Genomic DNA, 13,781 nt, shown 5'->3' with positions numbered 1-13,781 from the left:
GCGGTGGCCTTCGTGCTGCGCCTGGGCCACGCCCTGCACCGGCACGGCACGCCCGCCCACCGCCTGGAGGGCCTGATGATGAAGGTGAGCGAGCGGCTGGGCCTGGAGGCCCGCTTCTTCTCCACGCCCACCTCCATCTTCGCCTCCTTCGGCCCGCCCGAGGACCTGCGCACCAGCCTCATCCGCGTGGAGCCCGGCGACATGGACCTGGAGCGCCTCATCCTCCTGGACATGCTCGCGGACGACGTCATCCACGGGCGCCTCACGCCCGCGGTGGGCGCGCGCCGCGTGGAGGACATCCTCGCCCGGCCTCCGCGCTACGGCCCCGCCCTGCAGCTGCTCTGCTGGATGCTGGCGGGCGCTTCCGCGGCGCTGCTGTTCGGCGGCGGCTGGAAGGAGATGGGCGTCGCCGGCGTCAGCAGCCTGGCCATTGGCGCGCTGGACCTGCTGACCCGCAAGCAGCCGACCACCGCCCGCGTGCTGGAGCCCGTGGCGGCCGTGCTGTCCGCCGCGTTCGCGGGGCTCGCGGCCCACTTCTTCGGCCCGCTGCACGGCGAGGTGGCCACGCTCGCGGGCCTCATCGTCCTGTTGCCCGGCCTCACGCTCACCATCGCCGTCAACGAGGTGGCCACGCGCAACCTCATCTCCGGCACGTCGCGCCTCACCCACGCCGCGCTCATCTTCCTCCAGCTGGGCTTCGGCGCGGCCCTGGGCAGCCGCGTGGCCACGGTGCTGCCTCCCGTGCCCATGCCCACGCCGGCCCTGCCCGCGGTGCTCCCCCCGGGGGTCGCCATCGCCGCGCTCGTGGTGGCGGGCTTCGCCATCGCGGTGCTCTTCCGCGCCCGGCCGCGCGACTGGGGCTGGATTGCCCTGGCCGGCGCCGCCGCGTTCATGGGCGCGCGGCTGGGAGCGCTGCTGCTGGGGCCTCAGCTGGGCGCCTTCGCGGGCGCGCTGCTGCTGGGCATCGGGAGCAACGCGCTGGCGAGGCTGCGCAACCGGCCCGCCGTCACTACCGTGGTGCCGGGGCTGATGCTGCTCGTCCCCGGCAGCGTGGGCTTCCGCAGCCTCGCGTCGCTGCTGGAGCGCGACGTGGTGGCCGGCGTGGACACGGCCTTCTCCATGCTGATGGTCGCGGTGGCGCTGGCGGCGGGCCTGCTGTCCGCCAACGCCATCATGCCTTCGCGCAAGGTGCTCTAAAGGGCCGGCCTCACGCCAGCCGCAGCAGGTACACGCCCGCGAGCGCGACGATGAAGTACGGCACCAGCACCGCCGCGCCCGCGTACTCCTTCGCCATGCGCTGACCGAAGAAGAGCGCCAGCAGCGACACCGCGGAGAGCACCGCGCCCAGGTACGCGAAGAACGGGTTGCCGTTCACCAGCAGCGCCACCGCGCCCGCCCCGCTCAGCGCACCGGCCGCCAGCTCCATCAGGGTGATGACCGCCAGCATCGGCGTCACCACGCCCTTCAGGGGCGACTTGGAGAAGTGGCCGGTCAGCCACCCCAGGTTCCCCTTCCAGTCCACGACCTTGTCCAGGCCGGACTGCAGGAAGAGGATGGCCAGGAAGGCGGCGCACAGGAGCTGCGGAAGCCAGAGCGTGAAGCGGGCGGAGTCGAAGGGCGGCATGCGCGCACTCTAGCGCCCCCTCCGCCGCTCCCAAGCCCCGTGAGCAGGCAGGCTGCCGGGCCGAGGGGAATGTTCTGGGGACAATCCGGCCGGGCAGGCTCCCGCCGACAGGTCCGGCTCCCTAACTTGGCAAGGCCATGGCCTCCGATCAGGTAGCGCGACGCGTCTTCGTGGGTCTCATCCTGCTGTCCATCGTCCTGTTGTGCCTGGTCATCCGGCCCTTCGCGGAGGCGTTCTTCCTGGCGGCGGTGCTGGCGGGCACCTTCTACGGACTGCACACCCGGCTGAAGAAGCGGCTGCGCGGCCACGGCAACGTGTCCTCCGGGCTCATCGTCAGCGGCATCCTGCTGGCCCTGCTGCTGCCCCTGGGCGGCCTCACAGCCTTCGTCGTCGCGGAGGTGTCCGAGGGCGCGCGCTTCGTGACGGGGGCCGTGCAGAAGGACGGGATGACGGGCCTGGTGGAGAAGCTCCCCAGCGGCATCCAGGGCCCGGTGAGCAAGCTGATTGAGCGGCTCCCGCTGGAGCAGGCCGAACTGGACCAGAAGCTCCAGGAGCAGATGACGACCCAAGGGGGCACCGCCGCCAAGGCCGTGACGGGAGCAGTGGCCGCCACGGGCACCATCATCCTCCAGCTGACGATGATGCTCATCGCCCTCTTCTTCTTCCTCACCGACGGCGCGCGGCTGGTGCAGTGGATCGAGAGCGTGTCGCCGCTCAGGCGCGGACAGACGCGGGAGCTCTTGCGCGAGTTCAAGAGCACCTCCGTGTCGGTGCTCGTCTCCACCATCGCCACCGCGGGCGTCCAGGCCGCGGTCGCGCTCATCGGCTTCCTCATCGTGGGGGTGCCCGCGCCGCTGTTCTTCGCGGGCCTCACGTTCTTCCTCGCCCTCATCCCCGCCGTGGGCGCCGCGGTGGTGGTGCTCTTCGCGGCGGGCCTGATGTTCCTCAGCGGCCACCCGTGGGCGGCCCTCTTCCTGGCCATCTGGGGCGTCGTCGTGGTGGGGCTCGTGGACAACGTCGTCAAGCCGCTGCTGGCCCGGAAGGGCATGAACCAGCACGGCGCCATCGTCTTCTTCGCCCTCTTGGGCGGCCTGGCGGCGTTCGGCGCGGTGGGCCTGCTGCTGGGGCCCCTCATCGTCGCCTTCTTCCTCTCCGTGGTGCGCATCTACGAGCGCGACTACGGCCGGCCCAACGGACGGATGGGCGACCCGGCCTCGCCGGGAGGCCCCATCCAGCCGGGCTCCCAGCATGTCGTGCTCACCACGGAGTCCGGCACGCCCATCACGGACACCGACACGCCGTCCAACCACTGACGGCCCCTGAGCCCCGCTCAGGGCGTGGACTTCACCGGCGCCGCACCCTTCTTCGCGGGGGTCGGCGCCGGAGCCGTTTCCGGCCCCAGTTCCCTGAAGGCCTCGCGCACCCCGTCCGGCGAGCCCGCCACCCGCGCGGCGACACGGCTGGCCTCCGCGGGGGACAGCCGGCCCAGCAGGCTGCGCTCCAGGTGCTGATCCACGAAGGCCTGGGTGGTGTCCTCCTTCAGGTCCACCACCGCCCCCTTCGCGTCCAGCACCGGCACCACGCGCGGCGAATTGAGCAGCAGCACCGTGGGCACGTCCACGGCCTTCACCCGGCGGGCGACCTCGTCGCGCAGCTTCGGGTCGAAGTGGATGCCCTTCTCCTGCACCAGCGTGCGGATGCCCTCGTAGTCGCCGGTGGCCTTGATGACCATCAGCTTGGAGAGCAGCTCGCCCACGGCCTCGCGCATCTTCGCGTAGTCCGGAATCACCAGGTAGGTGCGGCCATTCTCCGTCACCTGCTTCACCGCGCCCTTCTCCTCCAGGAACGTCACCGTCATGTGGTGGCCGCGCTGGTGGTCCTCCTCGAAGGCGTTGCCCGTCTCCACGCGGCGCAGGTTGGTGAGCCCCTCCACCAGGAAGTCCCGGTACATCTGCCGGGCGATGGCCTCGTGGTCCGGCGACAGCTCCGCGAGCGCCGGGTCGAACGCGTGCCACAGCGCGACCAGGTCCGCGCGCGCCTCCTCCAGCGTGTTGTCGTACTCCTTGAGGAAGACGGACGGGGACTGGCCCTTCAACTTCGGATCCACCTGGCCGGAGGCGTGGCCCAGCACTTCGTGGAAGGCCACCAGCCACTTGCGCGCGGTGACGGAGTACTTCTGGGCCTGCTCGCGGTCCTCCGCCGTGCGGGAGAACTCCAGCGCCAGGGGCAGCCGCGTCACGGCGGAGGCGGCGTCCATGACGTTGGTGATCATCACGCTCTTGCTGCCGTACTTCTCCCGGATGTGCTGCTCGTTGGGCAGGTTGATGCCCGCGGGCGGCTCCGGGTTGGACGTGATGAGGTTGATGGCCTTGGCCACCGGCGGCGAGACCTTCTTGCGGCGGTACTTCTGCGGCCAGGGCAGCCGGTCCTCGAAGTACTGGGCCTTCTGGCCCATGAGCACCATGATCTGGTTCTCCGCCGTGTCGCGGTAGTTGACCAGCCCTTCCCACTGTCCCTTGTGGCCGCGCGGGTCGACGTAGGTCTCGATGAAGCCCAGGTTGGCGTCCACCTTCGGGTCCACCTTGAGCCACGCGATGTTGTACGCGTCCCAGTCCTTGGGGCTGCCCGTCTGGAAGTAGCGCACCAGCTTGCCCAGCGCGGCCTTGTGCGCGGGCTCGGCGGACTTCATCGCCTCCTGGAGGTGCGCGATGACGCGCGAGAGTTCCTTCGCGTACAGCCCCGGCTTCACCTTGCCGTCCGGCGTGCCCGCGCGGAACACCTGCTCCACCAGCTTGCCGTCCTGCTTCACCACGCGCGAGTTGAGCGGGTACTTCTCCTTGAAGCCCACCAGGTCCTTCTCCGTCACGCCGGGGCCATAGGCCGTGTTGGAGGACGCGGTGAGGAGGTCCTGTCCCGGCGGTGGGGCCTTGGAGGTGAGCTGCGGCTCGAAGGCCGCGTCGAAGAGGGTGGGCGTCAGCTCCTGGAGCCAGGCCTGGAGCGCGGCGTCGTCCTTCACCGTCCAGGGCGCGCCGGCCTTGAGTGCGCGGGAAGCGCCGGCCGCGAGCTGTTCCGCGGTGAAGGCCGGGACGAACTTCTGGCCGGTGGTGCTGTCGTGGTTGCCGCCGTGTCCGTAGAAGCGCAGCAGGTAGTCCGCCAGCTTCGCGTCGAAGCCGGACGCGGAGCTCTGCGCGTCGCGGCCGAAGAGCCAGACGCCCTCCAGCAGCTGCTTCGTCGGCACCAGCTTCCAACCGAGCTGATCCAACGCGATGTCCTCGCCCGCGTGCGCCGCGAGCGTCAGGGACCACGCCACGCGCTTCTCCGCCAGTGACAGCTCCGCGATGCCCGGCGCGAACATCTGGGCCACGGCGGTGTTGCCGGAGCGGGCGCGGAGGAACTTCCCTCCGGGCACGGTGAGGGAGGGCTGCGCGGCCTGCGTGAGGCCGGCGTCAGGCGCCGGGGACTTCTGCGGGGTGGCGGGCGCGGCGGCGAGGACCGCGGCCAGCAGCAGGGGCTTCATGGAGGGCTCCAGGGAGACGTGACGGGACGTGGCTACCCCGCGCGCGGGGTGGACTCAAGCCGCGCGCCGCCGCCCCCCTCACGGCCAGACAGAGTGTGCGGCCGGGGCAGGCCGGGTTCCGCGCGCCGCAAGGAATGCGCGGGATGCCGCCGGCTCGCGCAAGGTTTGCGCCGGGACACCCAGGCGGGATGCGCACCCGCGCCCGGGCCCACCTCCACGGAGGGCACGAGTCCACTCCGGTACGGGGCATGCAGTGTCGAAGGCCGGACAGGTTTCATTCCTCCCCTCCGTTCGAGCCAGCGACCATGACCTCTTCGCTCTCCCTGCGCCGCGCCGTCCTGCTCGCCGCCCTCAGCGCCGCGGGGTGCGCGGGGTCCTCGATGCAGACGCGTGCGGATCCCTCGCCCCCGCTGCCTCCACCTCCCACCTCGGTGGCGCTCACCGTGGGCTATCAGGAGGCGGTGAGGCTGGGGGCCGCGTTCGCGCGGAGCCAGGACCAGGCCCTGGAGCTGGTGATGGCGAAGCAAGGGGAGGCGTCCTGGTGGCTGCGGTACGCCTCGCCGGCGGGCCAGCAGTCCCTGGACCTGCGCGTGGACGGGCAGACAGCGCAGGTGGAGCCCATCCCCCTTCCGCCCTCCGCCGGGGAGCCCTCCCGCTAGCGCGAGACGCCGTTGCGGCGGCCCTCCGGGTCCCCCAGCGCTCCTGAATCGCCTCACTGCACGGTTGTCACGACCCAGACTCCATGGAGGCTCCACTGCCCACCCTCATGATTGTGATTGTCAGCGCGGTGGCCGTGCTCGTGGGGATGATTGCCCATGCCGCTGGCCACCTCACCGCGAACGGGCTGGGACGCCTGGTGCTGCTCGGAGGACTGGCCATCCTCCCGCTGGCCGTCAGCGGTGCCGGGGTCGCGGTGGGCGTGCGCGAATCGAGCCAGACCCAGTTCTGCATGGGTTGCCACGAGATGGAGCGCTACGGGCAGAGCCTGTTCGTGGACAACCCCAACGCCCTGGCCGCGGTCCACTACCAGAAGCGGCTCATCAACCGCGACTCCACCTGCTTCTCCTGCCACACGGACTACGCGCTCTTCGGGGACGCGAAGGCCAAGCTCAACGGCCTGAGGCACGTCTGGGTCCACTACTTCGGGACCATCCCCCCGGAGCCCCGGCTCTATCAGCCGTATCCCAATTACAACTGCCTCCACTGCCACAACGATGCGCGCGGCTACCTGGAGGCCGGGCCGCACCGGGAGCTCCAGGCGGAGCTCCAGAGCGGGGCCCGCTCGTGCCTGAGCTGCCATGACCTCGCGCACGACCTGGAGGGCGTGAAGGCCCAGAACTTCTGGCTGCCGGAGCGGCCGCGTCCATGAGCCACGACAAGCGCATCCGCGTGGCGGCCCTCTTCGTCCTGGCGGGGCTGCTCATCCAACTGTTCGCCCTCTTCTATTGGACGCCCTTGACCTTCGTCATCTCCACGGCCGTGGGCGTCCCTCTGGTCCTGCTGGGGGTCCTGCTCTACGGCGTCACGGTCTGGAAGATCTTGAAGGAGCAAAAGGCCCTATGAGGCGCTCCGCGTCCGACGCCTCGGGGCCGTCCGCGTCCGTCCTCCTTCGCGGGGGACGGTGGCGGGTGGGGCTCGTCGCCCTCCTCCTGTTCACGACTCCCATCTTCGCCGTGAACTCGCCGCAGGACGTCCGGCTGCCTCCGCTCAAGGAGCGCGCCGCGCCCGCTCCGGCGCTGTTCTCCCATTGGGGGCATGGCTCCATGTATTGCTACAGCTGCCACCCCGGCACGTTCCCGCAGGCCCGGCTGGGCTTCACGCATCAGGACATGCGAGAGGGCCGCTACTGCGGGCGCTGCCATGACGGACAGGCCGCCAGGGCCTGGCGCACCATGGAATGCGAGGCGTGCCATGCGCGTCGCTGACCTGGGCACCTGGACGCTGTTCGCCTGCGCGCTGGTGCTGTCCGTCCCAGGCCCCGCGCGAGCGCAGTCGCAGGAGGAGAAGCGGCGGCAGCTCCAGGAGCGGCTGGGCATCAAGCCGCCCCCCGCGCAGGCTGCGCCCGACGCGGGAACGCCGTCTCCCACGGAGGCCGCCAGGCCCCCATCCGCGCCCCCCGCGCGGACGCCCGCCAGCGCGAACCGGCCCCGCGTGCCGGGCTTCGCGGAGGACGTGCGGCCCATCCTGGAGAAGGAGTGCGGGTCCTGCCACGGCCCGGAGGGAATGGCGTCCCGGTCCCGCTGGGTGCTCCGGGGCGAGCCGGCGGACTACGAGGCCACGCTGCGCTTCGTGCAGCCCGCCACCGCCGCCCAGAGCCCGCTGCTCAAGAAGGGCACCGGCACCACGCTTCACGGAGGCAAGAAGGTCTTCGCGGTGGAGTCGGCGGAGTACGCGACGATCCTGCGGTGGATTGAAGGAGGCGCCCCGCCCGGCAAGGCACGCGGCGGCACGACCGCGGCCAGCCCTGGCGCTCCGCATCCCTCCCACGACAGCGCGCCCGCGGCCGCGCATCCTGTTTCCAGTCCAGCGCCCACCGCGCCCGTCGCGGCCACGCCCTCCGTCTCCAACCCGGCGCCATCCGCGTCCGCGAGCGCCGGCCCGCCTTCCGGGGACGCCTCGGCCGCGCCGCGCTTCGCCCCCCAGGTGCACGAGGCCCTGCTGGCGGACTGCTCCAGCTGTCATGCCTCGGACGGGATGGGCGGCGCCAGCCGCTACGTGACCCACGCGGATCCGGAGCAGCACCTGCGTTCGGTGGAGTCCCTGGTGGTGCCCGGCACTGCCGCCAGCAGCATCCTGTACCAGCGCGCGAAGGGCGACTCGCACCCGGGCGGCGCGGTGTGGGAGCCGGGCAGCGCGCAGCTGTCGCTCCTGGCCCGGTGGATTGACGCGGGCGCGTTGGGGACGAACGCACCCGTCACCGCGAACGCCGCCGTGGCCACCGCTCCGCCCACGCCCACCGAGCCCGGGACGGCCGTGGCGCCCCCGGCACCGCCATCCACCCCGGCCAGCCCGCACGCGCCGACGGGCCCTCACGGCGGCGTGCCGCTGGGGACCTTCCCGGTCCTCGGCTCGCTGAGCCTGAACGGACGCTTCGACCTCAACTACGAGCGCGTCAACTACAACGACCACCCCTTCAAGTCGGAGGGCGAGAGCGCGCTGCGCAGCTACCACCACTTCCTCTTCCTGACGCGACAGTCCGCCGAGGATCCGGTGACCCTCACCCTGGAGATGCTTTCGCTCCAGTTCTGGGAGGTGGGCTACCGGATCAACGGGGCGTCGTGGCCGGTGAAGGTGTTCGCCAAGGGGGGTAAGATCCTGGTGCCCTTCGGCGCGGATCCGCTCTTCCACCACAGCTACGGAGGGCTCGCGGGCTTCGACCAGCGGGTGATTCCGGTGGTGTTCGCCCGCGAAGGGCTGACGGTGAACGTGGAGCGCCGCATGGGGCCCATCGCCTTCTCCGGCGACGCCTATGTCATCTCCGGCTACCGGCTGAAGCGCGCGGACGCGGTGCTCAACCTCCAGTCGGACCTGGCACCGCTGGAGGACACCCGCCTGGGCGTCGGGGCGAGGCTTGGCGGCTCCTGGGGCCCCATCAACGTGTGGTACTCGCCCTACTTCAATTCGCTGGGGTTCGGGCGCCGCCTGTTCCTCCAGGCGCTGGACGTGGCGGTGTGGCGTCCGCGCGGGCTTCCGGTGCTGGAGCACTTCTCGCTGGGCGCCGGGCTGCTGCGCGCGGATGTCTCCGGGGGAGAGGCGGAGGGCTACGGCGGGCCGGGCGCGGACTCCTACCACTTCGCCAGCTACCTCCAGCTGCGCTACCACCCCACGGACTGGCTCTACCTCCAGTACCGGCAGGGGCTGCGCACCTTCGGAAACCGGCGAGGCCTCATCCTGGACTCGAACGCGCTCACCCGGGAGGACGCCTCCGGCCACAACGTGGGCGTGGTCGCGCGGTGGCGGGGCTTGAGCGCAGGCCTCTTCCAGTTCTGGAACCTGGAAAAGACAGACGAAACGCCGGACGACTTCACCCGGCTGGTGGTGGCGTATGAGTTCTGACTCCCGCATCCAGACACGGGCCGCGGTCCTCACCGCGATGTTCGCGCTGGCAGTTGGCTGCGCTGACTTCGAGCGTGGCCCCGTCGCCGCCGACGCCGGTGCGCTCCCCACCGACGGCGGTGGCGAAGGGGACGGAGGAGGCGCCGTGTCCTTCGCGAGCGACGTCCATCCGCTCCTCACCACCGGATGCCAGAGCTGCCATCGCAGCGGGGGCGCCGCTGGCAGCACCTCGTTCCTGCTGACGGGCGATGCCGACGCGGACTACGCGGCGGCCATCTCCCTCACGGACACCTCCAATCCCTCCGCCAGCCGGCTGCTGCGCAAGTCCTCCGGCGCGGGCCACGGCGGCGGGGCCGTCTATGGGGAGGGCACCCCGGAGTACCAGACCCTCCTCGCGTGGATCTCCGGAGGCGCTCAACCATGACGCACTTTCTTCCCGAGGAGTCCCCCATGAGACGACCCCTCCTGCTCCTGGCTGGACCGCTGCTCCTGACCTGCGCGCTGAGCGCCTGCGCCAAACTGGAGACGCCCCACCCGGAGCTCGTCACCGACGGCCCGCATTCGGTGCTCGTGGGACAGGCGATCCAGCTCACGGTCACCACGCGCGAGGCCACCGACGACGGATACCACTGGGAGAGCGAGGCCCCGGCCATCGCGACCGTGGACGACTCCGGGCAGGTGACGGGCGTGGGCGCGGGAGAGACCACCATCAAGGTCACCGGCGCGAGCTCCAGGCTGGAGGCGCGCCATGTGGTGGTGGTGATGGGAGGCCTCGCGGGCGACGGCGGAGTCGACCCCAACCAGGTGCCCTACTACCTCGCCTGGTCAGGCTCTCCGCACGCGGACACCACCGCCGAGGCCTTCTCCCACTGGAACGAGGACGGCCTCGTCCCCGCCAGCTGCGCGCGGTGCCACAGCTCGGAGGGCTACATCGACTTCCTGGGCGGTGACGGGTCCGCCCCTGGCAGGGTGGACGCCCCCGCGCCGACGCAGTCCGTGGTCCGCTGCGAGACGTGCCACGACAGCGCCGCCTCCAGCCTGACCGCGGTCACCTTCCCCTCGGGCAAGCAGGTCACCGGCCTGGGCCCGGAGGCGAGGTGCGTGGTGTGTCACCAGGGGCGCGCCGCGGGCAGGGACATCGACGCGCAGGTCGCGGACGCGGGCGTGGTGGGCGAGGACACCGCCTCGCCCGCCCTGGGCTTCACCAACATCCATTACTACCCCGCGGGCGCGACGCTCTTCGCCAGTCAGGCCGCGGGCGGCTATCAGTACGCGGATCAGGTCTACGACTCGCGCTTCCGCCACGTCCCCAGCTTCGACAAGTGCAACGAGTGCCATGACCCGCACACCACGCGGGTCCGCTGGGATGCCTGTGCCACCTGCCACCCCGGCGTGACCGACGTCACGAAGGCCTGGGACATCCGGCAGATTGCCTCGCGCAATCAGGACTACGACGGGGACCACAACCGCACCGAGGGCATCTACTACGAGATCCAGGGCCTGCGGGACCGGCTGCTCGCCGCCATCCAGCGGTACGGCGCGGAGCGGGCCCGGCCCCTCTGCTACGGCAACGCCCACCCCTACTGGTTCCGGGACACCAACGGAGACGGGACCTGCAATCCAGCCGAAGCCACCGCCACCAACGCGTTCGCCGGCTGGACGCCCCGCTTGCAGAAGGCGGCGTACAACTACCAGCTGTCGCGGGTGGACCCGGGCGCGTTCGCGCACAACGCGAAGTACATCATCCAGCTGCTGCATGACTCGACCCAGTCGTTGAACACGGCGCTGAGCGTGCCCTTCGACACGTCGCTGCTGGTGCGCAACGATCCGGGCCACTTCAACGGCGCCAGCAAGGCGGCGCGCAACTGGGACTCGAGCGAGACCGTCCAGGCCAGCTGCTCGCGCTGCCATAGCGGCGCGCAGGGCTACCGCTTCTTCGTCCAGTACGGGGTCGGGCAGCTGGTGCCGGAGACCGCCAACGGCCTGGAGTGCTCCACCTGCCACGAGAACTTCGAACCGGACTACGACGTCTTCGTCCCCGCCCAGACGTGGCTGCCGGACGGCAAGACGGTGAACCTGCCGGGCCAGGACAACCTCTGCGCCAACTGCCACATCGGCCGCGCGTCCAAGGCCACCATCGACACGGCGCTGAGCGCGGGGGGCACGCCGCGCTTCCAGAACGTGCACTACCTGCCGGCCGCGGGGACGCGCGAAGGAACGCTGGCGCGGATCGGCTACGAGTACCCCAACAAGACCTACGCGGGCCGGCTCACGCACATGGGCGGGGTGCAGTGCACCAGCTGCCATGTCCCGGGCAAGAGCAACCACACCTTCCGCATCCAGGACGCGTGGAACGAGCGCTGTGAGACGTGCCACGCGGACCAGAGCGCGGCGGAGCAGATCCGGCTCGTCCACGTGTCGGACTACGACGGCGACGGGAACACCGCGGAGCCCCTGGAGGCGGAGGTGGAGGGCATGGCCGCACGCCTGCTGACCGCCATGCGCGGGGTGACGAACAACGGCCTCTGCTACAACGGCGACGTCAATCCGTACTTCTTCAAGGACACGGACAAGAACGGGGCCTGCAGCGCCACCGAGTCCGTCTCCGCCAACGCGTTCGCGCCGTTCACGCCCGCGCTCGTGAAGGCCGCCCACAACTACCAGCTGAGTAGGAAGGACCCCGGCGCCTGGGCGCACAACTTCAACTACGTCGGGCAGCTCCTCTACGACAGCGTGGAGGACCTCACGGGGGCGGCCCCCTTGAACATGCAGCGGCCTTGAGGCTGGAATCCGCGCTCGATCCCCGTCGCTCGCCGGGACACGTCCGGCGAGCACGGTCGCCGAGGGCCGCGGACCGATGAAACCCTTCCTGTTCTCCCAGCCCTCCAAGCCGTCGCGCCTGGCCCACTGGGCGTCGCTCGTCCCCCTGCTCATGCTGCTGGGGGGACCGGTCGCCTGTGGCGATGACGAACCGAACGAGCCGCGTCCCGACAGCGGCACCCAGGCCGTGGACGCAGGCTCGGATGCGGGCACCGACGCGGACGCGGGCGCCGATGCGGACACGGACGCCGATGCGGGTTCCGGGACGGACGCGGGCACGGACGCCGATGCGGGCACCGACGCCGATGCGGGCTCCGAGGTGGATGCGGGCACGGACGCCGATGCGGGCACGGACGGCGGCGTGGTGACGTGCACCCCGAGCGGCTGGGTCGACACGCCCCCGGACCTGAGCATCATCCAGAACACGTCGTTGGACATCCGGACCCGGTTGGAGGCCATCCCGGGCCTCATCGTGGACCAGGATCGAACCGGCGGCAGTGTCCCCGCGGGCTACCGGTTCTTCGTCCTGAGGTACAACCAGCCGGCGGATCACGCCCACCCGGAGTGCCAGCGCTTCGAGCAGCGCGCGACGCTGCTGCACAAGGCGGATGCCAGCCCGATGGTGCTCTACACCAGCGGATACAGCGTCTCCACCGTCGTCGGCCGCTCGGAGCCCACGCAGCTCCTGTCCGCCAACCAGGTCGCCGTGGAGCACCGCTTCTTCCCGCCGAGCATTCCGTCGCCCGCGGACTGGAGCCAGCTCACCATCCGCCAGTCCGCGGATGACTTCCACCGCATCGTCCAGGCGCTCAAGCCCATCTACACCGGCAAGTGGGTGTCCACCGGCGGCAGCAAGGGCGGCGAGACGGTGGTGTTCTTCCGCCGCTTCCACCCGGACGACGTGGACGCCACCGTGGCGTACGTGGCGCCCATCGCCCTGCGCAACGACGAGCGCTTCGTGACGTTCCAGGACACCGTGGGCGGTGACGCGCAGCTGGCCTGCCGCGAGCGGCTGTGGGCCTTCCAGCGTGAAGTGCTCTCGCGCCGGAGCCAGATGCTCTCCCTCGTGGACGCCTACGCCGCGAGCAACAATCTGACGTACTCGCAGCTGGGCCGGGAGCTGGTGCTGGAGCACGCCGCCATCGAGACCTACTTCGCCTTCTGGCAGTACGACTCCGCGGCGAACTGCAACCGGAACATCCCCACCGCCACCGCCACGGACCAGGAGCTGTTCGACGCGATGGACTACGCGGTGGGCATGGGGTCGTTCGCGGACTCAGGCATCACCCCGTACGCCGCCTACTACTACCAGGCCGCGGCGGAGCTGGGCTGGCCCCAGCCCTATGAGAAGCACCTGGGCGCGCTCATCCACTTCCCGGACACCGACACCGGCGAGGTGTACTCGCCGCCAGGCATCCCGTTCGTGTTCCGTCCCGAGGCCATGCCGGACATCCAGGACTGGGTTTCCTCCCAGGGCCAGCGCCTGATGTTCATCTACGGCAGCTACGACCCGTGGACGGCGGCGGCCTACGTGCTGGGCAATTCGCAGGACTCCTACCTGTACACGGTGGAGGGCGGAAACCACAACGCGCGCATCAGCCAGCTCCCGGCGGCCCAGCAGGCGGAGGCGAAGGCCAACCTCAACCGTTGGATGGGCATCGCCCCGCTGAAGCGCGCTCCCAAGTACCTCCGGTCGGAGGAGCCGCCTGACTTCGGGCCCCACGTGCCGCCCCGTCTGCGCGCGGCGACGCAAAACTAGTCCGA

At 70.8% G+C, this 13,781-nt stretch carries 12 protein-coding genes; 10 read left to right on the top strand and 2 right to left on the bottom strand.

All coding sequences use genetic code 11. The features are described 5' to 3' along the window. Positions 1-1,197, top strand: a 1,197-nt coding sequence (locus D7Y11_RS20310) for a threonine/serine exporter ThrE family protein (protein ID WP_148139218.1), incomplete at its 5' end; no start/stop codon positions are given. A 10-nt stretch (positions 1,198-1,207) separates the two neighbouring features. Here D7Y11_RS20310 and D7Y11_RS20305 read toward each other — a convergent pair. Next, on the bottom strand, positions 1,208-1,624 hold the full coding sequence (locus D7Y11_RS20305; protein WP_120576085.1) for a DoxX family protein: 417 nt from the start codon (positions 1,622-1,624) through the stop codon (positions 1,208-1,210). Positions 1,625-1,761: 137 nt separating this feature from the next. On the opposite strand from D7Y11_RS20305, the gene D7Y11_RS20300 reads away from it, so the two are divergent. Beyond that, a complete protein-coding gene (locus tag D7Y11_RS20300; protein ID WP_126934526.1) occupies positions 1,762-2,937 on the top strand; it encodes an AI-2E family transporter in 1,176 nt (391 codons plus the stop codon). A 17-nt stretch (positions 2,938-2,954) separates the two neighbouring features. Here D7Y11_RS20300 and D7Y11_RS20295 read toward each other — a convergent pair whose 3' ends face one another. Then, positions 2,955-5,141, bottom strand: coding sequence for a peptidase (locus D7Y11_RS20295; protein ID WP_126934525.1), 2,187 nt, complete (start codon positions 5,139-5,141; stop codon positions 2,955-2,957). A gap of 305 nt (positions 5,142-5,446) precedes the next feature. Here D7Y11_RS20295 and D7Y11_RS20290 point away from each other — a divergent pair, with 305 nt between their 5' ends. The 8 genes from D7Y11_RS20290 (at position 5,447) to D7Y11_RS20260 (ending at position 13,776) form a co-directional block, all read left to right on the top strand. Further along, the gene (locus D7Y11_RS20290; protein ID WP_120576088.1) at positions 5,447-5,800 is read left to right on the top strand and encodes a hypothetical protein; all 354 of its coding nucleotides are present in this window, start codon (positions 5,447-5,449) and stop codon (positions 5,798-5,800) included. Between the two features lie 107 nt (positions 5,801-5,907). After that, entirely contained in the window at positions 5,908-6,510 is a 603-nt protein-coding gene (locus tag D7Y11_RS20285; protein ID WP_158629083.1) for a NapC/NirT family cytochrome c, read from the top strand. Then, positions 6,507-6,704: a hypothetical protein gene (locus D7Y11_RS20280; protein ID WP_126934524.1), complete on the top strand. Its 198-nt coding sequence runs from the start codon at positions 6,507-6,509 to the stop codon at positions 6,702-6,704. Before D7Y11_RS20285 ends, D7Y11_RS20280 begins: the two co-directional genes overlap by 4 nt. Then, positions 6,701-7,066, top strand: a complete 366-nt coding sequence (locus D7Y11_RS20275) for a c(7)-type cytochrome triheme domain-containing protein (RefSeq protein WP_120576091.1) — start codon at positions 6,701-6,703, stop codon at positions 7,064-7,066. The genes D7Y11_RS20280 and D7Y11_RS20275 overlap by 4 nt, the downstream gene beginning before the upstream one ends. Then, a complete protein-coding gene (locus D7Y11_RS43355) occupies positions 7,053-9,197 on the top strand; it encodes a hypothetical protein (RefSeq protein WP_158629082.1) in 2,145 nt (714 codons plus the stop codon). The genes D7Y11_RS20275 and D7Y11_RS43355 overlap by 14 nt, the downstream gene beginning before the upstream one ends. Then, a complete protein-coding gene (locus D7Y11_RS43350; protein ID WP_158624373.1) occupies positions 9,187-9,621 on the top strand; it encodes a hypothetical protein in 435 nt (144 codons plus the stop codon). Before D7Y11_RS43355 ends, D7Y11_RS43350 begins: the two co-directional genes overlap by 11 nt. A gap of 26 nt (positions 9,622-9,647) precedes the next feature. After that, complete coding sequence (locus tag D7Y11_RS45195; RefSeq protein ID WP_158641968.1) at positions 9,648-11,978, top strand: Ig-like domain-containing protein; 2,331 nt, start codon at positions 9,648-9,650, stop codon at positions 11,976-11,978. A 76-nt stretch (positions 11,979-12,054) separates the two neighbouring features. Continuing rightward, positions 12,055-13,776, top strand: coding sequence for a S28 family serine protease (locus D7Y11_RS20260; protein ID WP_126934522.1), 1,722 nt, complete (start codon positions 12,055-12,057; stop codon positions 13,774-13,776). Positions 13,777-13,781: the final 5 nt, after the last annotated feature.

The organism is Corallococcus sp. AB018, assembly GCF_003986945.1.
GTDB classification, from domain to species: Bacteria; Myxococcota; Myxococcia; order Myxococcales; family Myxococcaceae; genus Corallococcus; species Corallococcus exiguus.
This window is presented reverse-complemented; position numbering and strand designations above follow the sequence as displayed.